This window comes from Beijerinckia indica subsp. indica ATCC 9039 (assembly GCF_000019845.1).
GTDB classification, from domain to species: Bacteria; Pseudomonadota; Alphaproteobacteria; order Rhizobiales; family Beijerinckiaceae; genus Beijerinckia; species Beijerinckia indica.
In genome coordinates this window covers 1,919,331-1,943,874 of record NC_010581.1, presented here as the reverse complement: position 1 = coordinate 1,943,874, position 24,544 = coordinate 1,919,331, and the positions used below count along the sequence as shown (strand labels likewise).

At 56.6% G+C, this 24,544-nt stretch carries 23 protein-coding genes; 14 read left to right on the top strand and 9 right to left on the bottom strand.

Features of this window, described 5'->3' with window-relative positions; all coding sequences use genetic code 11:
* The first annotated feature begins 2 nt into the window (after nucleotides 1-2).
* Both BIND_RS08715 and BIND_RS08710 read left to right on the top strand, forming a co-directional pair.
* On the top strand, nucleotides 3-767 hold the full coding sequence (locus tag BIND_RS08715; protein WP_012384706.1) for a FadR/GntR family transcriptional regulator: 765 nt from the start codon (nucleotides 3-5) through the stop codon (nucleotides 765-767).
* A 25-nt stretch (nucleotides 768-792) separates the two neighbouring features.
* The gene (locus tag BIND_RS08710; protein ID WP_012384705.1) at nucleotides 793-1,347 is read left to right on the top strand and encodes an AAA family ATPase; all 555 of its coding nucleotides are present in this window, start codon (nucleotides 793-795) and stop codon (nucleotides 1,345-1,347) included.
* On the opposite strand, the gene BIND_RS08705 is transcribed toward BIND_RS08710, so the two are convergent.
* The 6 genes from BIND_RS08705 to uvrC all read right to left on the bottom strand — a co-directional run bounded on the left by BIND_RS08705 (nucleotide 1,338) and on the right by uvrC (nucleotide 11,444).
* Complete coding sequence (locus BIND_RS08705) at nucleotides 1,338-5,609, bottom strand: translocation/assembly module TamB domain-containing protein (protein WP_012384704.1); 4,272 nt, start codon at nucleotides 5,607-5,609, stop codon at nucleotides 1,338-1,340. The genes BIND_RS08710 and BIND_RS08705 overlap by 10 nt on opposite strands.
* On the bottom strand, nucleotides 5,606-7,567 hold the full coding sequence (locus tag BIND_RS08700) for an autotransporter assembly complex protein TamA (RefSeq protein ID WP_012384703.1): 1,962 nt from the start codon (nucleotides 7,565-7,567) through the stop codon (nucleotides 5,606-5,608). Before BIND_RS08700 ends, BIND_RS08705 begins: the two co-directional genes overlap by 4 nt.
* A gap of 424 nt (nucleotides 7,568-7,991) precedes the next feature.
* Nucleotides 7,992-8,471, bottom strand: coding sequence for a molybdenum cofactor biosynthesis protein MoaE (locus tag BIND_RS08690; RefSeq protein ID WP_012384702.1), 480 nt, complete (start codon nucleotides 8,469-8,471; stop codon nucleotides 7,992-7,994).
* A 4-nt stretch (nucleotides 8,472-8,475) separates the two neighbouring features.
* Nucleotides 8,476-8,727, bottom strand: a complete 252-nt coding sequence (moaD, locus tag BIND_RS08685) for a molybdopterin converting factor subunit 1 (protein WP_012384701.1) — start codon at nucleotides 8,725-8,727, stop codon at nucleotides 8,476-8,478.
* A 37-nt stretch (nucleotides 8,728-8,764) separates the two neighbouring features.
* Nucleotides 8,765-9,361, bottom strand: coding sequence for a CDP-diacylglycerol--glycerol-3-phosphate 3-phosphatidyltransferase (gene pgsA, locus BIND_RS08680; protein WP_012384700.1), 597 nt, complete (start codon nucleotides 9,359-9,361; stop codon nucleotides 8,765-8,767).
* A 4-nt stretch (nucleotides 9,362-9,365) separates the two neighbouring features.
* A complete protein-coding gene (uvrC, locus tag BIND_RS08675; protein WP_012384699.1) occupies nucleotides 9,366-11,444 on the bottom strand; it encodes an excinuclease ABC subunit UvrC in 2,079 nt (692 codons plus the stop codon).
* 211 nt (nucleotides 11,445-11,655) lie between these two features.
* Between uvrC and BIND_RS08670 the strand changes: the two genes are divergently transcribed.
* The 10 genes from BIND_RS08670 to minE all read left to right on the top strand — a co-directional run bounded on the left by BIND_RS08670 (nucleotide 11,656) and on the right by minE (nucleotide 20,006).
* Nucleotides 11,656-12,327, top strand: a complete 672-nt coding sequence (locus BIND_RS08670; protein ID WP_012384698.1) for a hypothetical protein — start codon at nucleotides 11,656-11,658, stop codon at nucleotides 12,325-12,327.
* An 806-nt stretch (nucleotides 12,328-13,133) separates the two neighbouring features.
* Nucleotides 13,134-13,538 (top strand): DUF2147 domain-containing protein, encoded by a 405-nt coding sequence (locus tag BIND_RS08665; RefSeq protein WP_012384697.1) that lies wholly within the window; start codon nucleotides 13,134-13,136, stop codon nucleotides 13,536-13,538.
* Between the two features lie 204 nt (nucleotides 13,539-13,742).
* Entirely contained in the window at nucleotides 13,743-14,675 is a 933-nt protein-coding gene (locus BIND_RS08660) for a ribose-phosphate pyrophosphokinase (RefSeq protein ID WP_012384696.1), read from the top strand.
* Nucleotides 14,676-15,003: 328 nt separating this feature from the next.
* Nucleotides 15,004-15,216, top strand: a complete 213-nt coding sequence (locus tag BIND_RS08655; protein ID WP_012384695.1) for a hypothetical protein — start codon at nucleotides 15,004-15,006, stop codon at nucleotides 15,214-15,216.
* A 198-nt stretch (nucleotides 15,217-15,414) separates the two neighbouring features.
* The gene (locus tag BIND_RS08650) at nucleotides 15,415-15,699 is read left to right on the top strand and encodes an ATPase inhibitor subunit zeta (RefSeq protein ID WP_012384694.1); all 285 of its coding nucleotides are present in this window, start codon (nucleotides 15,415-15,417) and stop codon (nucleotides 15,697-15,699) included.
* 195 nt (nucleotides 15,700-15,894) lie between these two features.
* The gene (locus BIND_RS08645; RefSeq protein ID WP_012384693.1) at nucleotides 15,895-17,079 is read left to right on the top strand and encodes an MFS transporter; all 1,185 of its coding nucleotides are present in this window, start codon (nucleotides 15,895-15,897) and stop codon (nucleotides 17,077-17,079) included.
* 294 nt (nucleotides 17,080-17,373) lie between these two features.
* Nucleotides 17,374-17,886, top strand: coding sequence for a flavin reductase family protein (locus BIND_RS08640; RefSeq protein WP_012384692.1), 513 nt, complete (start codon nucleotides 17,374-17,376; stop codon nucleotides 17,884-17,886).
* 176 nt (nucleotides 17,887-18,062) lie between these two features.
* Complete coding sequence (gene minC / locus BIND_RS08635; protein WP_012384691.1) at nucleotides 18,063-18,797, top strand: septum site-determining protein MinC; 735 nt, start codon at nucleotides 18,063-18,065, stop codon at nucleotides 18,795-18,797.
* A 109-nt stretch (nucleotides 18,798-18,906) separates the two neighbouring features.
* Nucleotides 18,907-19,725, top strand: a complete 819-nt coding sequence (minD, locus tag BIND_RS08630; protein ID WP_012384690.1) for a septum site-determining protein MinD — start codon at nucleotides 18,907-18,909, stop codon at nucleotides 19,723-19,725.
* Nucleotides 19,722-20,006, top strand: a complete 285-nt coding sequence (minE, locus tag BIND_RS08625) for a cell division topological specificity factor MinE (protein ID WP_012384689.1) — start codon at nucleotides 19,722-19,724, stop codon at nucleotides 20,004-20,006. The genes minD and minE overlap by 4 nt, the downstream gene beginning before the upstream one ends.
* A gap of 177 nt (nucleotides 20,007-20,183) precedes the next feature.
* Here the strand turns inward: minE and BIND_RS08620 are convergent, their stop codons facing one another.
* Entirely contained in the window at nucleotides 20,184-20,459 is a 276-nt protein-coding gene (locus tag BIND_RS08620) for a hypothetical protein (protein ID WP_012384688.1), read from the bottom strand.
* Between the two features lie 310 nt (nucleotides 20,460-20,769).
* On the opposite strand from BIND_RS08620, the gene BIND_RS08615 reads away from it, so the two are divergent.
* A complete protein-coding gene (locus BIND_RS08615; RefSeq protein WP_012384687.1) occupies nucleotides 20,770-21,798 on the top strand; it encodes a hypothetical protein in 1,029 nt (342 codons plus the stop codon).
* Between the two features lie 443 nt (nucleotides 21,799-22,241).
* Here BIND_RS08615 and BIND_RS08610 read toward each other — a convergent pair whose 3' ends face one another.
* Both BIND_RS08610 and BIND_RS08605 read right to left on the bottom strand, forming a co-directional pair.
* Complete coding sequence (locus BIND_RS08610) at nucleotides 22,242-22,532, bottom strand: HdeA family protein (RefSeq protein WP_012384686.1); 291 nt, start codon at nucleotides 22,530-22,532, stop codon at nucleotides 22,242-22,244.
* A gap of 27 nt (nucleotides 22,533-22,559) precedes the next feature.
* Nucleotides 22,560-22,862 carry an HdeA/HdeB family chaperone gene (locus BIND_RS08605; RefSeq protein ID WP_012384685.1) on the bottom strand — a complete coding sequence of 101 codons (303 nt, stop codon included), beginning with the start codon at nucleotides 22,860-22,862 and terminating at the stop codon, nucleotides 22,560-22,562.
* Nucleotides 22,863-23,465: 603 nt separating this feature from the next.
* Here BIND_RS08605 and BIND_RS08595 point away from each other — a divergent pair.
* Nucleotides 23,466-24,479, top strand: a complete 1,014-nt coding sequence (locus BIND_RS08595; RefSeq protein ID WP_012384684.1) for a ribonuclease T2 family protein — start codon at nucleotides 23,466-23,468, stop codon at nucleotides 24,477-24,479.
* The last annotated feature ends 65 nt before the right edge of the window (nucleotides 24,480-24,544 follow it).

Below are 24,544 nucleotides of genomic sequence, written 5' to 3'. Positions count from 1 at the left end.
AAATGACGGCGTTGATCCAGCCGATCCGGCTCGCCGATAAAATCGCGCAATATATCGAACGGCTTATTCTGGAAGGCGTTTTGCGTGCCGGGGAAAGATTGAGCTCCGAGCGTGACCTTGCCGAAAAGCTCGGTGTCTCGCGGCCTTCCCTGCGCGATGGGATCGCACGGCTCGAACAAAGGGGATTATTGGTGACGACAAAGGCCGGAACTTTCGTGGCGGATTTCATGGCACCATTGTCCGAACCCCTCGCCGCATTATTCAGCAACGAACCGCGTATGTTGAAGGATTATTTCGAATTTCGCCGTTTGCTCGAAGGACAGGGAGCAGCGTTCGCGGCCGAACGCGCGACGGATATCGATCGAGAAAAGATCAGTGCCTGCCTTGAGCACATGCGTGTTTTGCATGAACTGGATGATCCACGCGACGAGGCTCAGCAGGATGTCGATCTGCATATCCTGATTTACGAGGCGACGCATAATCTCGTTTTACAGCATACGATGCGCATGTTCTCGGATATGCTGAAAAAAGGGATCTTCTACAGCAGGATCAGGCTCTACGAACGTCCCGAAGTCCGAGCCGCCATGCTGGAACAACATATTTCATTGGCGACGGCCATTCTCGAAGGTCGACCGCGAGAGGCCGAAGCGGCGGCCCATGCGCATATCGATTATACCGCACGCGCCACGGCCATCATGGCTGAGGAAGACGAGCGCCTTGCGGCTTCCCAGCTCCGCCTGAATCGTGAGGATCTCGTTGCTGAATAGAATGAATCGGACCTTGCGATAGCCAATGGGTGGACCCAAACGCATTCTCATTCTCGGGCCCAGTGGGGCCGGTAAGTCAACACTCGCGCGTGCCATCGGCAAGCGGCTCAACATTCCCGTTGTGCATCTCGATGCCATCAACTGGAATCCAGGATGGGTGCAAGCGGACACAGAAAGCTTCCGTGAACGGGTGGCTGAATGGGCCATGCAGGATGCATGGGTTATGGATGGCAATTATACGAACCATCTTGATCTTCGCATGCCACGAGCGGAAGCGGTCATCTGGCTTGATCTGCCGCGCTCCGTCTATTTTCCGCGTGCCGTGTGGAGGTCGATCCGCCATTATGGGCGCGAGCGGGGTGATGTTGGTGTCGGGAACCGAGAACGGTTCGAACTGTCATTTCTTCTCGATTGGGTATGGACCTACCCCAAGCGAAGTCGCGCTCACCATGCAGAACTCATGGCCAACCCGCCGGCGGAGATAAGCGGGATCATTTTGAAATCGCGCAAGGAGGTGGCGAGGTTCACAAAGACTCTGCCAAATTCTTTAGAGATAAGGCATAGCCAGGATCAGCGATAATCCCATTGTCCGCCGACACCCAATTCGGCATCGCCATTCATGCCGGTCGAGCCCTGCACCTTCAGGTTGCGCGTTATGTCGATATCCACCGTCGCCCGGCTCGAACTCGGCGTCGTGCCCTGGGTTACGCCAAGATAGATCCGATCATTCAGCCTTTTGCCGAGACCGAATTGTGTGCCACCACTTGAACTGGTTCCGATGTCGAGATTATCGAGGCCGAGCGATTTGCGCAGGGAATTGAGCGCGCTTGAGCCACCGCCTGAAAATTGCGCCACGGTCTGGGCCACCTGAATGGCCTGGCTGGCGGTGAGCGAGCCGGTCGAGCGGCCAAACAGAAGTCGCGCCAGAATTTCATCCTGCGGCAGATCCGGGGTCGAGCTGAAACTGACCTTGGGCTCGGAGGCCGTCCCGGTTACCAGGATTTTCGCGGTAATATCCGTGCTGCTGGTTTCCGTGGTGAAATTGAGGTCCGGATCGGTCGAACCGTTAAAGGCGATATGGCCTTCGGTAAAGGTCAGGCGGCGGCCGAGCACGTCGAACTGGCCGCGCTGGAGATCGAAGGCGCCTTCGGTGACTGGCGCGGCGCTGGTGCCGTGAATACGCAGATTGCCGTTCAATTCCGCCGTCATGCCCATGCCACGGACGAACACATTATTCGGTGCCGCGATGGTGAGATCGAGATCGGCAATGAAAGGCTGTTTGTTCGCGCGCTTTTGTTTCTGTTTCGCGGCAGCGGCTTGACGCTTGGCGATCGGATGATCAGACGGCACATTGACATGGCGTACATGCAACAGCTCCGCGCTGCCGCCCGGCAATTGCTCCTGAATATTGATATCGAGCGCCTTAACGTCGATATGGCCGGCAATTTTGGGTCTTTGCGCCAGCGCTCCGGTGAGGCCAAGCTTGCCGTTGGCGACAAAATGCATCAGATCGCTCGAAATGAGCACGGCATTGGTCATAGCAAAATTGAGCGTGCCGGGAAAATTCGCCCCCGGATCGACCAGCACTTGTCCCTGACCTTGCAGGCTGCCACCTGATGCTGTCTTGGCGGTGAAGGAGGTGATTTTCACCTCACGGCCGGCTGCCGTCGCCGTGACATTGATCGGATCCAGTTTGACGCCATTGATGACATCTTCAAATGTGCCATTGGCAAGCCGCATGGTGCCATAGATCAAGGGCTGCGACGTTGTTCCTTTTACGTCGGCGTCGAAGGTGGCTTGGCCTGTCACCCGCATGCCGGACGTGGCGAGCAGAGCATTGACTTGTTCCAGGGCTAACCCACCCCTGACTTTGAGGGCGAGTTCGCCAGCGCCGATCGGCACCGAGCCATTGATGAGGGTCGGGGCGGTGTCGAGCCCGATAATGCGCGCGTCGAGGCTCATTCTTTTGCCGTCGAGTTGACCGCTGGCACGCGCATCGAGCGGTCTCAGGCCCGACTGCATCATTTGCGGCATTGTGAATTGATTGACTGAGACGGCATAGCGCCCAGAGGGGGCAGCGGTGGGACCTGTCAGCGTGACGGTTCCGTTGAGTGTGCCGTGCAAATCGAGATCGGGCGAGGCAGCCTTGGCCAGGGCCAAAGGGAGGTCCTTGGCGGTGACATCGAGATCGAGCGTGTCGTCGACGCGGCCGCGCAAGGTGAGCAGGCCGCGATTGGCGGCGAGCACCAGCCGATCCACGCTCAACACGCCATTGCGCCAGAGGAATTGAGAAGGCCCATTGAGCGTCGCGGTGACATCGGAACGCGACAGCCGCAGGCTTTTCAAGGTCACGGCTTTCTGCTCCGTGCTGGCGGTCAACGACCCATTGGCCGCGAGCTTGCCTCCGAAACCCTCCGCGGCGAGCGCGAGATCGCTCGATTGTTTGCTCGATGTGGCGTTCAATCGCAGGGTTTCGAGCCGGGTGCCCTGGGACTCGAGGCCCGAAAGGTCCGCCTTACCGTCGAGCAGCAGAAGGTTTTGGGGATCAGTGACGCGGAGATCGACTGTGGCGGAAGCCAGCTTGTGTGTGTCATAGCGCAGGTTTGAGGCCGTGCCCTTGCCCTCGAAGATCGGCTTGCCATCCTGCATCGAGGCGGCAATATCGGCATCCAGGCTGCCGCCGAGTGTGGTCAAAGCGAATGGTGAGAGATCGCCAAGATCTGAGGCCTTAATACGGACTTGTCCGGCAAGGGCACCATCGGCCGCGCGTGTGCCCTGACCCGCAAGGGTCGCGGAACCGATGGCGAGATCGAGGCCATCGAGCGCATAGGACCCATCGGGACGGGCCAGGATCTGGCCACCGCCCTTGGCGGGCTTGCCGCCGATTGTGCCTGAAAGGGCCAGATGGCCTTGCGGATGGCCGATCAGATCCGCGCTTTCAACCGTCAGCCGCAGATCCTCGATCTTTTGCCCCATGGCCTGGCCTTGCGGCACTTGGAGCGAGAGATCGAGACCCGGCGCATTCAGTCCGCCCGTGATGGCGGCAGCGATTGCTCCCTTGCCGGCGAGACGGGAATCGAGAAGGGATAAATCGGCCAAAGCCAGATTGAGCTTGAGATCGGAGGTCTGGTGATCGACCGCGCCATTGGCATCAAGTGTCAGACCTTGCGCATCGAGCTTGAACTTCTGGACAGAGAGCGTGCCATCTTGCGCGCGCGACAGGAAACCCTTGAATGTGGCGGCCTTGAACGGACGATCCACTGCGGGAATGTCCATCTTTATGTCCTGCATTTTGCCTGACAGATTAATGTCGACCCGGCTCAGATCCGGCGCGCCATCGAATTGCGCGGCAAGCTGCATCGTGCCACTGACCGGACGGCCGACGAGCGGACCAAAGGCCGCGAGATCGAGCCGTGTCATTTGCATGGTGCCATTGAAGGCGCCGCCACCGATCTTGCCCTTGAAAAGGGCTTCAAGTGGCAGGAAATCGAGCCTGGCGGCGGTCCAGGTCACCTGATGATTTTCGGAAATGAGACCATCGGCTGAAAAATGGGCCTCCTTGCCAATGGACTGCGCGATTTTCGCCGAATCCGCCCGTAGGCCGGTTGCCGCGGCGTCGATCCGCAGGGCGAGGGGATCCGTGCCTTTGGCTTGCGTATGCGCGGCAATGGTGATCGCCTGCGCGCCATAGCCCGAGGCGGCAGGATCATGGATTGTCGCCTGCGTTTCGAGAAGTGGCTTGGCGAGGGACCCACGCGCGGTGCCAGCCAGTTGCAGGCCAGACCAGGAAAGACCTTGCGCCAACGCACCGAATTGTTTCGCGCCAGCGCCTTTAAAAGTGAAGGCGAGGTCGGACTGATCCTGCGCGAGATCGAGTATCCCATGTGTCTCGGCCTTGATCGCGGCGAGGTCGAGTAAGACGCTTTCGAGCGCGAGTGTCTTCTTGTCCTTGATCGTCAGGGCGCCCGTCAGTTTCGATGAGCCGGCAACGAGCGGCGCAATATTTTCCTGGAGCAAGGGGCCAAGATCGCCATCGAGGGTGAACGTCGAGCGTATGCCCTCCGCTGTCCCCCGTAATTGCGCCGACCCTTTCAGCCTTTCGACTGTGTCGGCGGTCAGCACCAGCGTACTGTCCCAATTTTTGAGCGTGCCTTTGCCTTGAATGGCGAGAGCCAGGGCTGGCTCGTCACGCAGATCGAGGAGGGTGCCAATGAGGCCACCGGCCGGTTCTGAAGCGTTGACATCGAGATCGAGGGCCTCGGTGCCAGGAACAAAATGCAGATTCGCCGCGAAACGGCCGGGCACATCCTTGCGGTCGAGTTGGAGTTGCAAGCCCTGAGCGGCATTGGCAAGAGACGCTGACCCTTCAAGAGACAGGCTCGCCGCCTGGCCGAGCACCACCGCGTCGAGATCGATTATTGCGATGGCAAGACGATCAAGGCGTAGCGGCGGCAATGAAGGCAAAGAGAAAGGCTTGTCACTGGCCGGTGTGGGTTGGCTCGCGGGGAAGCGAGCAAGATGAATGCGATCGGCCGTCAGTGCGTCGATATGGACGGTCAGGGCCAGAAGAGCGGAAGGGCTCCAGCGAAGGGCCGCATTGTCGATTTCGGCAAAAATGCCCTGGCTGTCGGCGGCTGTAATATGATCGATCCGCATATCGAACGGCACGAAACCTTCAATACGACCGATTGCGATCTTCTGATCGGCGGAGGAAAGCTGGCGGGACAAGAAAGAGGCAAGCGCATCCTTGCCCGGACGCGTCTGCACGCTGAGAAGAATGAGGCTCGACACGCCGGCCAAGGCAGCGACGGCGACGCCAGATCGTATGAGAAGCCGCCTCAAAATGCCTGTCCTATGCTGATATAGACGCCGTAATGGGAATCGCCTGGTTGCCGGTCAATCGGTACGCCCACATCAAGGCGTATGGGACCGACCGGTGTATAATAGCGCAGGCCGAGGCCTGCCGCATAACGGATGGTGCTGAGCGTGGGCAGTGAGCCACGAAAAGCCTCGCCTGCGTCGATGAAGGGCACGATGCCGATCGTATCGGTGATCCTGGCGCGCAATTCGGCCGAGGCCATGAAGAAGCTGAGCCCGCCGATCAGATTATTATAGCCATCATGCGGGCTTGCCTGCTGATAGCCGAACCCCCGCAAAGTGCCGCCGCCGCCAATATAGAAACGTCGTTGCGGCGGCACGGCATAGAGATTGGCGCCTACAATGCTGCCAGCACCCACCCGGCCGGCGACAATATAGCGGCGATCCTCGTCAAGTGCGTGATAGGCGGAGACCACAGCTTTTCCCATAACCGGGCCGGGGCCGTTCTGCCCGAGCGAAGCAAAGGGTTCGAGCGTCGCCGTGATGCGCATGCCACGCGAGGGATCAAGCGGTGAATCCGTGGTATCATAAAGAAGATCGAAAGGAACACCAGCGGTGAAATCATTGCGCGGATAGAGCGGATTATCCTGACTGCGCGAATATTCGATATCGGCGCCGATCTGCAGAGACAGTTCATCAGAGAACCGATGACGGACGCCGCCCTGAAAAGTCGCGGCCTCGCGCACATAGGCGCTGGTGACCTCGCGCAGGATGGCGGCCTGGGCGATCAGTTCATCCTGTGGCGTGATGATATCGGGCTTGTTGAAAGTCGCCGCGAGCTTGTAACCGAGCCTATTGGCATTGGGCACGCCGTAGAGCGCGCCGCCATACCAGGAGCCGTAACCGTCGATGCGCAGGCTCTCGCCATGGCCCCAGAGGTTGCGGTCGCCCCAAAAAACATTGACGGCGCCACCTTCCGTATTCGAATATTTGGCATTGGCGCCGACGAAATGCGGCAGACGCTCGATGACATCGATGGTTACCGGCAATTCTCCATGTGAATCAAGCTGCTGTGCCTCTTGGATTCGCACCGCACCGACGGCTGGAAGCGCAACGAGCCGCCTGCGGATCCGCGCCAGCCGGTCGGGTGAATAAGGCTCGCCGCGCTCGATATCGATCTGGCGTTCGACGAAATTCCGGTCGAGGTCCTGCGTTCCCTTCACCTCGATATGGCCGAAACGACCACTTGGACCTGGATCGACAGTAAAGGTCATGTCGAGTTCCCGGGTCGCGTGATCGGCGACAATGTCCCGACTGGCGATCTTGGCGAAGGGATGGCCTTCGTTACGCAAGTGATCGACGATCGCCTGTTCCGCCCGAAACACCTGGTCAGCCGAGGCCGGTTGGCCGGGATCGAGCCGCAAATCATGGGTCGAGGGCATATCCTTGAGCGGCTGTTTGGAGGCGGCGTTCAAAATGGTGAGCTTGCCATAATTGAAGCGCTGTCCGGTCACGACATGAATCGTGACCGGCACGGGCCCGGCCTTGCGGGCTTTCTCCACGGCGGCGAAGGCTTCCAATTGATCGGGCGGAAAGCCTGCCACTTTGATCTGGCTCACCCCCGCGAAATAGCCTTGCCCATAAAGGGCGGCACGCAATCTTGGTCGATCGGCGATGGCGCGGCGGATGAGACCGGCCACGCCTGAAGGGGTTACTTCCTGCAGGCTTTTCAGATTGGAGGCGTCGGTCAGGGTCGATGTCAGGGAATCATCGCCCGAGACGGTGATCGTGACCTCATAAGGAACGCCATCGAAGAGAGGTTTCTTCTGATCGTTCTGGTCGGATTGGCCGTTCGGATTGAACCAGGAAAAGAACTGATTGAAGAAAGTCGGATCGTCATCGGCGCGCAGATCAGTCGCGGCGAGGATCTGGGCCGCGAAAGTCGTCAGGATCAGGGCACAGGCCGTTGAAACGGAGCGCAAAACCGCTCCTTGCCCGGGGAAATATCTTTCCCTCATGCCTGTTCCAAGATCATCGAAGTCATTGCAGGACCGAACTTGATATTCACCGATTGGGTGCGATCGGTTTGAAAGCACAAAAGAGTCCTGAAACCGGCTTTTGTGCGTGAGAAACGCGTTGTGGGGGCTGCGGTACTCCGCTGGGAAAAGATATTAAAACAGGAGTTTATAATTCTTTTCGCAATTTACCATGTCCAGACGGATCAATGAATAAAGTTAATGAAATCCGACCTCTCGAAAGGGGCGCGGAAATTTTGTTTTTAAGTAAAAGACTCCACTATAAATCAAGTGCTTATGAAGTTTTCAAAACCCAATGGATGAACCTGCAATGGGTCCAGAGCCTGTATCAGGCTGGCTTGATCACCGGTCACTGGTTTTTGAAGGAGAATTAGCTCGGAGATTGGGTTTGCAGCCATTTTTGCGCGGCTGCTTCATCTTCCTGCTTGGCGCTGACCCAACCGCCTGCACCATCCACATGGAGATGCTGCTTTTTCCAGAATGGCGCCTCGGTTTTGAGAAAATCCATGAGGAAATTCGTCGCCTCGAAAGCTTCGGCGCGATGCAGCCCCGTGGCGGCTACGAGGACGATCGGCTCGCCCGGCGTGATCATGCCGAATCGATGGATCACCACCACGTCCTCGATCGGCCAGCGGCGGCGGGCCTCGGTGATAATTCGGCCGATTTCCTCTTCCGCCATACCCGGATAATGCTCGATTTCGAGAGACTGCAGGACGCCTCCCTCGTCGCGGCAAAGGCCGGTGAAGGTCACGAGCGCGCCAAGATCCTTGCGGTCTTGCGTCAGGGGCAGGCATTCCTGTACGGGGTCGAAAATTTCTTTTTGAATTTTGACGATGGTCTGGCCGCTCAAATGCTTAGCCTCCAGTCATGGGAGGAAAGAAGGCGACTTCGTGAGCGTTGCCGATCATGGCGTCGGGCTTGGCGTGAACATGGTCCAGGGCGGCCCGGATCGTCTTTTCATTATCGAAGGCCGTTGCATAGCCTTCTCCACGGCCGCGCAGCCAGTTCACGAGATCACCGACCGTCTTGACGCTGTCCGGCGGTGTTATGTCTTCCTCGCTCTTGCCAATGCGTTCGCGCACCCACGAAAAATAAAGCGCTTTCATATTGCCGCTCGTCGATACCTGCCTTGATCGGCGCGCTTTATTCGTCAATCACATGCTTGACCCCAGCGCGCAGATAATCCCAACCCGTATAGAGGGTAAGCAGCGCGGAGGCCCAGAACAAGGCAAGGCCGATCACGATCGTGCCAGGAAGGACCCTTTCACCCGCCGGGCCAGCGATGAGAAAACCGAGCGCCACGAGCTGCACCGTGGTCTTCCATTTGGCGACTTTGCTGACCGGCACGGGCACTTTGAGTTCGGCGAGATATTCTCGTAAGCCCGAGACGAGGATTTCTCGGCAGAGAATGACGACGGCGGCGCAAAGTGAATAGCTGCGCAACGTATGATCGGCCACCAGCATGACGATCACCGCGGCGACGAGAAGCTTATCGGCGATCGGATCGAGCATACGGCCGAGGGACGATTGCTGAGCGAGCGCGCGAGCGAGATAGCCGTCAAGAAAGTCGGTGATTCCGGCCACGATGAAGAGGCCGAGCGCTGTCCAGCGCATAATATCGAATTCCGACCAGAACAGGCAGCCGACGACCAGTGGCACAGCAACCAGCCGTCCATAAGTCAAAATATTGGGCAGGCTCCAGGTCCCCCCATAGCCTCGCGAGATCGTGGTAATCGCCATGCCTCTATTTGCCACGCTCGTGGAAAAAATCATAGATGAGCTTTGCGCTTGCGGCGTTGATCCCCGGGACTTTTTCGAGATCGGGCAAAGCCGCGCGGGAAATCGCCTTAGCCGTGCCGAAGGCATTCAGCAAGGCACGCTTGCGGGCGGGTCCAATGCCGGCAATCTCGTCCAGCGGGCTTTTGGTAAATTCCTTGCGCCGTTTCGCCCGATGTGTGCCAATGGCGAAACGGTGGGCCTCGTCACGCAGGCGTTGCACGAAATAGAGCGCTGGATCGCGCGGCGGCAGTCGAAAGGGCGGGCGGCCGGTCACAAAGAAGGTTTCGCGTCCGGCGTCGCGATCAACACCCTTGGCGATGGACGCCAGCGCGACATTATCGATGCCGAGCTCGTCGAGGATCGCGCGCGCCGCATCGAACTGACCCTGGCCGCCGTCGATCAGGATGAGATCCGGCCATTGCGGAAAAGCCTCGTTCTTTTCCGAAGGGGGAGCCTCCTCGCTCTCGGCCTCGGGTGAGGGCGCGATGGGATCCTCGCGCAGCAGACGGCTGAAACGGCGGCGCAGGACTTCACGCATCATGCCGTAATCATCGCCGGGCGTCAGCTCCTCGCCCTTGATGTTGAACGTCCGGTAATGGGTCTTCATGAAGCCCGAGGGACCAGCGACGATCATCGCGCCGACCGCATTGGTCCCCATAATGTGGGAATTATCGTACACTTCGACACGCCGCAAAACACGCTCAAGGCCAAAGGCCTTTGCCAGTTCGGCAAGGAGTTTTTCCTGCGAGGCCTGTTCCGACAATTGGCGGCTGAGCGTCTCACGCCCGTTTTGGCGGGCTGCCTCGACGAGATCTTTCTTTTCGCCGCGTTGCGGCACGGCAATCTCGACCTTGTGTCCGCTGCGCTCGCTGAGTGCCTGCGCCAGCACATCGGCATTTTCAATCTCTTCCGAGAGAAGAAGGAGCCGGGCAGCGGGTTTGTCCGAATAAAATTGCGCGAGAAAGGCGTCGAGAACCTCACTCAAGGAAAGGCTTTTGTCCGCACGCGGAAAATAGGCGCGATTGCCCCAATTCTGCGACGCGCGGAAGAAGAAGACTTCGACGCAGAAATGCCCGGCCTCTTCGACGATGGCGAAGACATCGGCCTCCTCGACGGTTTTCGGATTAATGCCTTGCGCGCCCTGGATGGTGGAAAGTGCGCTGATTCGATCGCGCAGGCGGGCGGCCTGTTCGAAGGCAAGATTTTCAGCGGCCTGTTCCATTTCCCGGGCGAGAAGTTCGCGCACCGCGCGGCTCTTACCGGAGAGGAAGTCACGCGCCTCAGAGGCCAGATGATCATAATCGTGGAGGCTGATCTCGCCAGTGCAGGGCGCAGAACAGCGCTTGATTTGATAGAGCAAGCAAGGCCGTGTCCGGTTCTCGTAATAGCTATCCGTGCAGGAGCGCAGAAGAAAGGCCCTCTGCAAAGCGTTCAAGGTTCGGTTGACGGCCCAGACGCTCGCGAAGGGACCGAAATAATCGCCCTTGCGGCTGCGCGCGCCGCGATGCTTGGTGAGTTGCGGCGCCTCATGATCGCGGCTGAGCAGAATATAGGGAAAGGATTTGTCATCGCGCATCAAGACGTTGAAGCGCGGCTTCATCTGCTTGATATAATTTGTTTCGAGCAGCAAGGCTTCTGTCTCTGTCGCGGTCGAGACGAAGACCATGGAGGCTGTCAGGCTGATCATTCTGGCAATGCGGTTGGTATGACCGCCCTCGCGCAGATAATTCGCAATTCTCTTGCGGACGCTTTTCGCCTTGCCGACGTATAAAACCTCGCCGCTCTCGCCGATCATCCGATAGACGCCTGGGCCATGCGGCGCATGTTGCCAATAATGGCGGATGACCGCGACGCCGCGCCGGACCTCGGTGTCAGCGGCTGCCTTTTCTTCTTCTCCCAGGATGAGATCAGAGCCCATATCCGCCAAAGGAAGCACAGACAAGAGCTCGTCCGGCGCTTCCAAATCCTCGGCGTCGAAAGGAGGGGGAGCATCGGTCGGCTCAACACCAGCTTCACCGACTATGATTTTGCGAATACGGGCCATGGCGTAGATTTAAGGGAGCGGATGAAGAGTGAAAAGAGCTTTCCCAGGCTTACGAGGGTCGTGGTTCAGACTGCAGCCTTCTGTGAATGTAGTACCGCTGCTGCGCGAGCTTGATCCAGGCTTGCGGCTAGACCTTGGTTAAAAATCGGTTTAGCTGTGAACAGGAGATTAAGAAGCGGTTAGGCCGCACCTTTTCAGTGGCGGGGAGATCATGGATCGATCGGTTTCATGCGCGCGCGCCCAGCGTGTTTCTTTCCTTGGCAAGGTGCCGCTCCGGGCCAGTGTCTTTGGCTGTCTCTTGGCCAGTGTCCTTGCGGGGCTCGTTTCCGGTTGTGTCCAATCCACGACGCAGGCCCCGCCGATCGGGTCGGCTGATATGCGCATTCCACGTAAGGAAGGCATGAGCCCGCGCGGGGCAAGCGTGGCGCTTGCCAGTTTCAATGGTGCACCTGCTCCCGTTGCTGACCGGTTCCAATATTTCTTTGGCCAGGCCGCCGAGAAACGGGACATCGAACTTATCGACAGCGCCAAAGCCCATTATCTGGTGCGCGGCTATTTGAGCGCGACGCCGGAAGACGGGGACATTTTGGTCGCGGCGGTCTGGGATATTTTCGATTCCGGCAAGCAGCGTTTGCAGCGCATGAAGAATATACGATTGCTGAAAGGCGGTGTCGCCGATCCCTGGTCAGCCATAACCGATCAAACGCTGCAGGATCTTTCGACGAGCGCAGCAGAAAACCTTGCAGCCTTTCTGAGCAATATGCCCGAAGCGCAACCCATGGTGGCGCAAGCCGATACCGGGCCGAGATCGGCCCCCATGGAAGGCCGTGCCGTGGGCACGACGCCATCAAACCAGATCACAGCTGGCTCCAGGTTTCGCTAGAGCATCAGAATTCTTGGTTTGATGGTGTTGCCTTTCGGCAGCACACCAATTCTAAAAGCATCGGAGCCAGCGTTTTCGGGCCTCTCCATGAGGGCCGCTATTATTGATCACAGGACAAGACAGCATTGTCTATGAATCCAAGGTTTGGAAACAATAGTATCATGCATTTAGCGAAACAATCTCTATTCGCTTTTCATGATCTTTCTTGTTGAACGAGCTGCTGTTCAACCCTTGAGCCTGCGAAGGCGTTTGCAATCTTTTGACTTGACAGAAAATCTTGATAGAACCACTGCCGTTTCCCATGAAGTTGGTCTACAGCGTGGACACGGAATGTGGAATCGACATCTGGGCCGGACAGAGCACCGTGTTCATGCTGCATGCAGGAATAGGGTGGTTTTTCGGTTGCTGCTCCCGCGGAATGTCTCGATAAAACGGGCTTACCGGCCTTCGATTATCGGTTTGTCAATGTCCCATGAATTATCCCCCTCTCTGTGAAACGCCCTTGAGAAGCGCCTTTTTCAGAAGCGCCTTTTTCGCGTGCTCGGCCAACCTTACCTCTCACGGGCAAGGTCTCTCCGAATGCGTCGTTCGCCTCTTGGGTATTATTCCTTAAGTGGGATTTGAAAGTTGTGCTTCAAGATTTTGAAAACACATCGAACTTATCATGAAGGTGGCGCAGTTCCTCTGGTTTGATGTTCCAAATTCTTGAAATTTCGCAAGATTTTCGAGATGCCGCCATGGGCGGAGACTGAAATCCTGCTTTGGCCGGCTGACCGGCCTTGATTCTTTGAGAAAGCGAGAAGCTGATGAAACGTTTTCTGATCTCCACCTTGGCTGTTCTGGCGCTTGGCGGGATTGCGCATGCCGATCCGATCGGCGAATGGCGTGTCGCCGACGGCAGCGCGACTGTGCAGATCAAGAAATGCGGCAGCGGGATCTGTGGATTCGTGGCCTCGACCAAAGATGCTCCGGGTAAGGATGTGAAGAATCCAGATCCGGCCAAACGTAATCGCTCGGTGCTGGGCATCGAGGTCTTGATCAGCCTGAAACCGAATGGCGACAATATCTGGAGCGGATACGTCTATAATGCCGAGGAAGGGCAGATCTACACGGCAACCGTTTCCCTGGCGGGGCAGGGCGTCCTGCGGATCGATGGTTGCGTCCCCAATGGTGGCATCTGTGGTCACGAGACCTGGACGCGTATCAAGTAGGACGAACCGTGGCGCCGAAAGTGGCTGTGATATTTTTTAGCATTGCTTTCGGAACAAGATCTGGATGACTGGCGCCGCTTATAACGGTCGTCTATGGCGATCGTTGCGATCGATGGTCCTTTCTTAAAGGGAAAATCGAGGCCGTTTATGTTCAACTAGAGGCAAACCAGTCAGGTTTGCTTCGGCGTCGGAATGTCGAATGCGATGATCATCCTTGCCGGAAATTCCAATCGTCCTCTTAGCGAGGCTATTGCCGCCTATCTCAGTATTCCCCTGACGAGATGTCAGGTTCGGCGCTTCGCCGATATGGAAGTCTTCGTCGAGATTCAGGAAAATGTGCGCGGCGAGGACGCATTCATCATTCAGTCGACATCGTTTCCAACCAATGACCATTTGATGGAAGCGTTGATCATGACCGATGCCTTGCGTCGGGCCTCGGCCAGACGCATCACGACAGTGATTCCCTATTTCGGTTATGCACGGCAAGATCGCAAGTCAGGGTCGCGCACGCCGATTTCGGCGAAGCTGGTCGCCAATCTCATCACCCGCGCGGGCGCCGACCGCGTGCTGACCGTCGATCTTCATGCTGGCCAGATTCAAGGCTTTTTCGATATTCCGACCGATAATTTATTCGCGGCGCCCGTGATGGTCCGTGACATCAAGGAAAGGTTGGAATTGAGCAATGTCATGGTCGTCTCGCCGGATGTCGGCGGTGTGGTCCGCGCCCGCGCGCTGGCGAAACGCATCGACGCTCCCTTGTCGATCGTCGATAAGCGACGGGAACGGGCCGGCGAATCCGAAGTGATGAATATTATCGGCGATGTGTCTGGTAAGAGCTGCATTCTCGTTGATGATATCGTCGATTCCGGCGGCACCCTCTGCAATGCTGCGGAAGCTCTCCTGAAGAATGGCGCCAAGGAAGTCTATGCCTATATCACCCATGGCGTTCTGTCCGGAGGCGCTGTCGCGCGTATCGCGGCCTCGTCTCTCAAGGAACTGGTGGTGACGGACACGATCCTGGCGACGGAGGCAGTGCGCGTCGCAAAAAATATCAGGGTTGTGTCCATTGCGCCCCTGATCGGCGAAGCGATCGGCCGGACTTCCAAGGAAGAGAGCGTTTCGAGCCTTTTCGACTAACGCGGCCGTCCCCCATTTAACCGAAAATCCTGCGTCAAATTTCTCCCTGGAGAGACGTCTCCTTTTGGTTTGATGCTGTAACGCCGCTTCGTTTTTCAGGCCTTGCCGATGGATGTCCATTGGCGAGGCCTTTTCGTTTTCTGGTTCAATGTCACGGTCGTCTCTCTTGGATTGGCATATTGAGGAGCCTCTTGACTATAATATACAAAAATTATAGACTTTATGAAATTAAAGGATCCGCCCGGGTCCCTCGAAAACTGTCACAGAGAGGCATTACCGTACCGCATGGCTTCGTCCATCCGACGGTCTTGATTCTAGAGGAGGTTTCATGTCGGACGCTTATGCTATTCAAATCGCGGGGAGCACAGTAGGTATCGTCGCGCGCGACCGGCAAGACAAGACTTTCAATTTCTTTGCGGCGACCCGTGAATTCAACGCGCTGGAAGGATGCCGTTTTCTCGACCCCATCGCGGCGGAACAAGCGGCTCGTCATTTGCGCAAACACGGCAGCCCACCGTCTCAGCGGCGCGTGCAGATTTAAGAAATGCTCAACCCCTTGCTTGGCCGGACGAATTGCAACTTTTCCGTCTCGCTGTCGTTTTATGCCAAAGGCTGCAAGGAGGACGTGTTTCCCATGGCAAGCCATGGATCGATCTCGTGAACCCTTTTCGAGGCTTGATTTCGGGCTTGGTGTGGCCGCGTCATGAAACTCCCTTCAGCCGATAAGGGAGCAAATGAAATGTCCATGTTTGAGGATCGTGAAAAAGCCTACGAACGCCTCTTCGTAAACCAACAAGATGAGCTATTTCGCGCAAGGACGCTACGGAATCGGCGCTTTGCTCAATGGGTCGGCAAGAAGCTCGCCTTGTCCGAGAAGGAGCAGGCGATCTATGTCGACGATATGGTCGCTTATGGTGTCCTGGAAAACGACACGAGCCTGATCGAAAAGGCATGGGACGATATCAAAAAGGCTCATGTCATCGCCGATAAACAGGATTTGATCTCTCAACTCAATTTGTCGTGATCATTTCTTGTAAACACGAAGAATCGAGTTTGAATCCGTAGGATAACAAAGCCCTGGTCCGCCCAGGGCTTTTGTTTTCGGTTGGAAACTTTGTGTCAAAAATGCATAAGGAACACATTGACCTGAAGATGCATCGGATCCGCTCCCGAACCTCGGTCTGGTGCCGTGTCGTGCCACCCTTCCTTGAGATTATACATGCCCCTCGCTCTTTTCGCGCTGGCCTTGGCTTCCTTTGGTATTGGGACGAGTGAATTCGTCATCATGGGCATCTTGCCGGAAATCGCCCGTGATCTCACGGTGACGATTCCGCAAGCCGGTCTCCTGGTGACTGCCTATGCCCTGACGGTGACATTCGCGGGGCCGGTCGTTGCTCTGCTGGCGGCTCGTCTGCCGCAAAAAACCGCCTTGCTCGGGCTTCTCTGCCTGTTTCTCCTCGGCAATCTTTTTTGTGCCCTGGCGCCGCAATTTTCTCTTCTCTTGATAGCGCGGATCTTCACGGCTCTCGCCCATGCGGCCTTTTACGGAAATGGCGTCGTCGTCGCCGCGAGCTTGGTTCCGCCCCATCGCCGCAGTCAGGCGATCGCCTTGATGTTTTCAGGAATGACATTGGCCAATATTATTGGTGTCCCGGTCGGCACGATGATCGGCCTCGCACAAGGTTGGCGTGCGACATTCTGGGCGATTATTCCTTTCCTTGGTGTGGCCGGCATTGCCTTGGCCATTCTGTTGCCGAGGAAAGGTCAGGAGAGAGCGGCTGGCCGTTTGGTCGATGAATTGATCGTCTTGCGCCGGCCGCAGGTCCTGCTGACACTTTTAGCCAGTGTCTTTATCGCCGCGAGCCTGTTCTGTGTCTTGACCTATATTTCGCCTCTGCTCGCCACCGTGACGGGCATGGATGAAACCCAGATTTCGAGCGCGCTTCTGCTCTTTGGTGGTGGAACCTTTTTCGGCATTTTTGTCGGTGGCCGGCTGGCGGATTGGCGCCAAATGACGACGATCGTCGGGACATTTGTCGTACTCGGTGCCCTTTATGCGGTCTTCGCGTTTTCTGCTACTTCTATCCCGTCCACCTATCTGACCATTTTTCTGCTGGGTTTCGTCAGTTTCGCGAATGGCCCTGGCATGCAGGCGCGGGTTATCGACAAGGCAAGCGAGGCACCCAATATTGGAGCCTCATTGATTCACAGTTCCTATAATTTTGGCAATGGCGCCGGGGCTTGGCTGGGTGGCGCGGCCTTGGCCTCGGGCATGAGCTATGGACATTTGCCCTGGCTTTCCGTCGGCTTGGTGGTGGCAGCCTTGGCGACGCTCGGCATCGCCCATGAACTCGAACGCAATGCCGAGAATGCCGGAGGTCTCGATCCGGAGGCCTTGTCCTGAGGCACAGCCTCAGGTCCAGCTGGCCCACTCTCATCGAGAGGGACTGGCAGGACATCGGAACGGGAATCGTGCAGAAACGCTCAACGGCGTGGAGCAAAAATCTGGCTTGGTCCGAGCGGGGCGAGATCTTATGATCAGGCGCTCGTTCGCCGGCCCGGTTTCCGCCGCGCATGACATGATCTGAGACCAGACTTCTGATCAGGATCAAAGCGACCTTCGAGGCTTTTGTAAACCGATCAATCGATCCCAAGGGGTGCTCCAGTCGGGATCAGATGCTTCAACGCGTGAGGGATTATGACAACCGCAGAAACGCTTCCGGCTTCCGCCGCTCCAGACCTTGTTGCCGCTTTCAAGAATGCGATGCGGCGGCTCGCCGCCAGTGTTACCGTCGTAACGACCAGCAAGGACAAGGAACGTTTCGGCATTACCGCGACGGCGGTGACATCAGTGACAACGCAGCCCCCGGCTGTTCTCGTATGCGTCAATCGCACGACAAGTGTCCATTCCATCCTTCAGTTGGGCACGCCCTTCTGTGTCAATCTCCTGCATCACCAGCATGTCGATATTTCGAATGCCTTCGGCGGTTTTCTCAAATGCGATGATAAATTCGCTTTTGGGAGCTGGCAGGATAACGAGCATAGCGTGCCTTTTCTCGTCGATGCCCAAGCCAATCTGTTCTGCACCGTTGATGGTCTGTTCGATTATGGCACGCATACGATCGTCATTGGCAAGGTCGAATCGATCCTCACGACAGGCGATGTGGCACCGCTGATCTATCAGAATGGTGGCTATTTGGGGCACGGCTGATAGCTGGTGAGGGAAAATAGCGCCGGCGGCACGATTATCCCTTGAATGAGGGATGTTGATCATTGGTTCAGCGGTCATCTCGATGATCGCTGGTATAACGAAGCGTAAAGATTTCTTAACGCTAAATTAACCACAGCTTGCTTAGATGAAGGGACAGATTCTGAGAGGCGCCCTTCGTGACAGCTGCGGTTCGCTCCCGTCCTTCCCTTCGTTTTCGTGGCCGTTCCTTCCACGCCATGGTGTTGGCGCCGGAGGTCCCGGTCGCGGCTTGGTTCACCGATCTTGATGAATGGATTCAGCGTTCGCCTGGTTTCTTTCAGGGCCGGCCGGTGGTTCTCGATGTCTCGAATTTGAGCCTGAGCCGATCCGCCCTTGCTGATCTTTTGCAGGAATTCAGTGCCCGGGGCATTCGCATCATGGGCCTCGAAGGGGCCGATCTTTCGGGCCATGACCTGCAAATGCCGCCGGTTCTGCGCGGCGGCCGGCGCGAGAATGTCATCGATCTCTTCGCCGGCGAGGAAGCGCAGGCTTCCGGCAAAATCAATAGCCAGATCCAAGAAGGCGACGCGCATGATGTCGAATCTGCGGGTGCTTTGCTGATCGAGACACCGGTACGCTCCGGTCAAAGCATCATGCATCTTGAGGGCGATGTGATCGTCGTCGGCTCGGTTGCCTCGGGTGCGGAAATCATCGCCGGCGGTTCGATCCATATTTACGGCGCCTTGCGGGGGCGCGCGATAGCGGGCGCGCAAGGGCGCAAGGCCAGAATCTTTTGCCGGAAATTCGAGGCGGAGCTGTTGTCGATCGACGGCTATTACATGACCGCTGACACCGTCGAGCCGCATTTGCTGGGGCGTCCTGTCCAGGTTTGGCTCGAAGGGGATCGATTGATGGTGTCCATCCAGGATTGATGTGTTTGCGAGGACGGCCGGCGTCAGGAAGGTCCGCTTCTCTTGATTTTAACGTGTGGTTTTCAGCAAGTCCTGTGACTTTCTGAAAGTGGCTCTAGGGGAGGCCAGAATGGCCAAGGTTTTGGTCGTGACGTCCGGCAAGGGCGGAGTAGGCAAAACGACGTCGAGCGCGGCCCTGGGCACAGCGCTCGCGCAAATGGGTCAAAGGGTGGTCGTCGTCGATTTCGACGTCGGATTGCGTAATCTTGATCTGGTGATGGGCGCTGAGCGCCGCGTGGTCTTCGATCTCATCAATGTCGTGCAGGGCGAGGCCAAGCTCGCTCAAGCCCTGATCCGCGACAAGAGGTTGGATAATCTTTCGTTGCTTCCGGCTTCGCAGACACGCGACAAGGAAGCCTTGACGGAAGAGGGGGTTGGCCGGGTCATCGCCGAGTTGAAGGAAAAGTTCGACTGGGTGGTCTGCGATAGCCCCGCCGGGATCGAACGCGGGGCGACCCTCGCCATGCGTTACGCCGATCTCGCCGTGGTCGTCGCCAATCCCGAAGTCTCTTCCGTTCGCGATTCCGACCGGATCATCGGATTGCTCGATTCAAAAACGCTCAAGGCCGAAAAGGGCGAGCCGCTTGAAAAGCATCTCCTCTTGACCCGTTATGACGCCATGCGGGCAGAGCGTCGCGAAATGCTGGCTGTCGAGGATGTTCTCGAAATCCTTTCCATCCCGCTGCTCGGCATTATTCCCGAAAGCGAGGAGGTTCTGCGGGCGTCCAATGTTGGCGCGCCGGTCACGCTCAACAATCCCGGTTGCGCCCCCTCGCGGGCCTATCAGGACGCGGCGCGGCGCTTGACCGGAGAGATGGTCACCATGTCGGTGCCCCGTGATAAAAAGGGCAGCCTCCTCGGCAAGCTGTTCGGACGGAGGGCCGCATGAGTCTGTTCGATTTCTTCAGGCGCCCAACGTCGGCGCCCGTCGCCCGTGAGCGGCTGCAAATCCTGCTCGCCCATGAGCGCGCGGTCATTGGCCGTTCCGATCTGATCGCGATCCTGCGGGAGGAAATCCTCGCAGTCATCGCGAAACATGTCACGATGGAACCGGAAAAGGTTAATGTGAAAATGGAGCGAGGCGACACCGTTTCGACGCTGGAAGTCGAGGTCGAGGTGCCGACTTCCGCCACCGCTCGTGCCGGCAAAAAGGTGGTCGAAGCGGCTTGATCGTCACTCGTATCGCTTGGCTCTTGAGATCATTTTCTGATGAAGCGGAGCGCATACACCACCCTCATGGGGTAGCGTATGCGCTCTGAGCATTTATAGTGTTGGATCATCACTGTTCCAGAATGTTCGCTTTTTTAAGTTTTAAGCTCCGGGAAGACGGAGTTCGCTCAAATTGCTCTAAAGACGGATTTCATCCGCGTCCCAGGCGTAGCAATTATCCGCCGTGGCTTCGAAATCACCCAGATAGATATATTCTTCAAGCGCCATCACGATATGGTCGCATTCCGTACCAGTGGGACTTTTCCAGATCGTCAGGGCAGGGCGTCTTTCGGTCGCGACGGCATTGATGGCCGCGAGGACAGCCGGATGCGTGCTGAGGGCCTTGGCTTCGCTCAAGGGAATATCATTGTCCTCGACGATCTTCGGGTCGCGATAAGTGCGCTTCTTGGTCATGGCGATCCTTGCGTACAATGAGAGGGAAAGGTGATAGCCGATCGGCTGAGCTTCGACGCGGCCGGTCTTGTGGCTTTCTCTCCAGGCGAAGCCCGTGCCATTTTCCTCCTCGGGAGGCTCGATCTCGATCGAGACGGCGTATGCGATCAGAGAGTGCGTCCAGTCTGATCCCTGATTTCCGGTAGCGCGGCCACCTCGCCAGCGCCTTTCTGGCCGGTGGTGTCATCGCTTATGATGGCGAAAGGTCGAGATTTTTCTAGGCAGAGGCCTTGCTCGCCACAATTTCATTCCCACCGCCGGATCTTTGTCAATGCACTCCAATTTGCTTCATGTCGTAGGTGTTTATTCGAATGCGCGCCGGTATCAGTCCCGTATCCGGCTGCTGCGCGAATGGATCGGGCACATGCTCGATTCCGGTGTTCAACTTACGGTCGTCGAACATGCTTTCGGTGAGCGCGCCTACGAACTTGATCCCAATGATTCAACGCTTCGCCATGTCAAGATCGTGCAAGTCCGTGGAGGGCCGGAACAAGAACTTTGGCTGAAGGAAGGGCTCGTCAATCTTGGTATTGGCCATTTGCCGGAGGATGCGAAATATATTTGCTGGGAAGATGCCGATATCCGGCATGTGCGCGCCGATTGGGCCTCCGAGACCGTGCATATGTTGCAGCATTATCGTGTCGGGCAAACCTGGTCGCATTCAATGGATCTTGGCCCCAATGGTGAATGTCTTACCAATGAATGGGGCCATGATATTGATCGCAGTTTTTGCGCGGCCTGGCTTGCCGGCGATGTCGATATGCCTGAAGAAGCCTATGGGGAAAAGCGGCAATCGCGTGCCTTGCTCACGACGGGGAAGGGCAAGAAGGATTGGCGACAGCACTATGGATATTCTTGGGCGATCCGCCGCGATGCTTTGCGCGGAATCGGCCGTCTGATTGATTGGATGGTGACGGGTTCCGCCGATTATCACATGGCACTCGGCTTTTGTGGCAAGCTCGACAGTATCACCGAGAAAGAATTGAACGATCAACGCGCCACACCGCTGTCAGCAGGCTATATCCGACGCTTGCGGGAATTTGCCCGGCGGTGTGAGCTCTCTGTCAAACAGGATATCGGCTGCGTTTCTGGCACAGTGCTGCATGGATTTCATGGGCCGAAGAAGAACCGTTTCTATATCAGCCGCAAGGATATTCTGATTGAAAGCGGCTTCGATCCCGATATCGATCTGACCCAGGATGTCCACGGCCTCCCGGTGCTCGTCGGCGACAACCGGATCTTGCGTGATGGCTTGCGGCGTTATCATGTCCAGCGCAACGAGGATTCGATCGAGGTGTAAGTCTGAGAGGTTCAGGCCCGAATGAGGGCGGGCCTTGTGCCGGACTATCGTAGGCGCGTCGACAAGAGATCCGGCGCCGAAAAAGCCAGCGCCCCTCATCCAAGCGGCCGATGCCATTGCCGGGATCCGGAGTGCACCGGCCGGGAAGCCCCGATGTGATGACCTGACTGCGAGGTTGTTTAGGCTCGCGTGGGCACTCAAATATAATACGCGGAGCCAAATAGGAGGTCACTCCGAAAATTTGGAATGAAGAGGCCGAGTTCCATTCATTTTGAAGCGGGATGAATTGGTTTCGAACAATTATCCCGCTTTAAGCCTTTTTGCCGCGTATCGCTACGCAAGACCAGCTTCCACATTTGGCCCGATACGCTTCGGCAGAGAAACTGTGCCGCGTTCAAGCCCTTCTCAGATCAAGCGTGGCTTTGAAAAAGTTGGATCTTTTCTCAACGGTAATTTTTTTCCACCGCGCTCATGAGCGTTTTTGATTTATTGGCCTCGCAATAATTGATGACCTTTTTCGTGTTTCGCTCGACGTAACGTAAATCCACCGTCGAGAGATTCTTGCTGGCGCTGAAATAACCGCCCATCCATGAAGCGAGAATGGCGGCTCTTTCGGCGTCGGAATCGAGAAATTGCTTGCATGTCACGAGCGACATATCGATCATGACTTGTGCTTTGGCTGGAATGGCGGAAATGGTCATCATCGCTGCAGCAAATAGAGCAAGTTTACGCATCTTGTGTTCCCCGTTCGGCTTGATGATTCACTTCGCTGCTTTGTCGACGGCCCGTGTAAGTCCGGCCATCACAGATTCTTTCGGATTGGAAGCGCACCATTGCTTCACATTCGCCACGTTGCGTGCATAGGCATCAAAATCGACCGTTGTGTAACCCGCCTTCTGATTGAACCAGCCGCTCAACCAGGCTGAAAAGATTTTGGAATCATCCGCTGACATAGCCAGATAGTCGTCGCAGGTGATACGAGTGGTGTCGACGAGGATCTGCGCCTGAACCGAGGCTGGCACCAGCAGGCACGCCAGAACGAAACCGATTGCCGACTTTTTCATGGTTTGTCTCTCCCCTAAAAATTATCGTTGGAACAAAACTATGTCATAACGACAGCTCGAGCGTAATGAGAAGATTTGTTTCCGGCAAGACCCATGCAGAGCAATGTTTGTCTTTCTTTCGATTGAAATACAGAACAGAAAATACGGAAAACTGGTGCTGGATAAAGCTTTTAGGTGCAAGCATAAGCATTTTTAAGCTATGAAATAGCAGACATGTGGCCTCTCCAATAGCGACGAGCAGTTGAGAGATTGTCGCCTGCTCAAGGCCGCGTGCAATGAGAGGCTTAGGAATAGCCGATGTCCAGACCGTCGAGTGTCGTGCTCAACGCAAATTGCAGATCGTTGACGATGAAGAATCCGTTGACATTGATCTCGACGCGGTGACCTTGCTTTTCGAATTCCCATGATTGGATCGAATTATCGAATGACTGATGTTGCCGAATGCAATTATGGGCATGAAGATCTGTTCCGTGAGAAGGCCATCGTACAACCATTGCTGGATTTCTGGTAGCCCCCTTATTGTCTTCTCAATGATACATTCCGGTTCTACGCTATCATCAATAATCAGCCTTCAATATCGAGATCGCGATACAAGGGGGGACTATGAAAAAGATCTTGATCGGCGCTTTGTTGCTCGCCACACCGCTTTGTATCCGTCAAGCCATGGCGGATGTTCCCCTGTCCGGTTATTTCATCGCGGGGCAGGCCTGTCCGGCTTTGCAATCGATCAAGAAAGACACAAATCCCGGTTCGATCACGACGAAAGAGCATTATGCCTATCCCCTCACGGCAAAGAATAAACCAGCGGCGTCGCATTATTTGATCGAAGTCGAGGGCGCGGACCCTCTGCGGCGCTGGGTCGCCGTGACCTGTGGGGAATATGTCATTCCGGTTGATGGCTCGGTTTCCCCTGGCCCCGTGGTTTTTCAACCAGACACCGGAGGCGGGCGTCCGACGCAAAAGGCGGAATATGTTCTCGCCATAAGCTGGCAGCCGGCTTTCTGCGAAGGCAAGCCTGACAAACCTGAGTGCAAGACGCAGACAGCCAATCGTTTCGATACCGATCATTTCACTTTGCATGGCCTTTGGCCGCAGCCCCTGACGAATATATTCTGTCACGTCTCGCCGGAACTCGTCAGTGCGGATAAAAATGGTGATTGGGACAAACTTCCCGAGCCGAATCTCGATGAGACGACACGCAAGAGCCTGGAAGAAGTCATGCCGGGCATGATGTCTCATCTGGAACGCCATGAATGGATCAAACACGGCACCTGCTTCAACGGGGAGACCGCCGACACATATTTTTCACGCGCTCTCACGCTCGCGAACCAACTCAATACATCCAAGGTGCGCGGGCTGTTTGCCAGTCACATCGGGTCCGAAATTACGATTCAGCAGATCAAGGACGCTTTCGACGATAGTTTTGGCGATGGCGCGGGGGATCGCGTGCGTGTTGCCTGTAAGCGAGACGGGACGCGAAACCTGATCGGCGAGCTCACGATCGGCCTCGTCGGCGAAATCGACGAAAATGCCTCGCTCGCCAATTTGATCGCTGCCTCGTCACCAACCGATCCCGGTTGCCCTCGTGGCATTGTCGATCCTGTCGGTTTTCAATGAAGACGGCGCGCTTGCTTAGGGCAATATGAGACTTCGAAAGTGTTGCACCGTTCAAGCCTGCGACC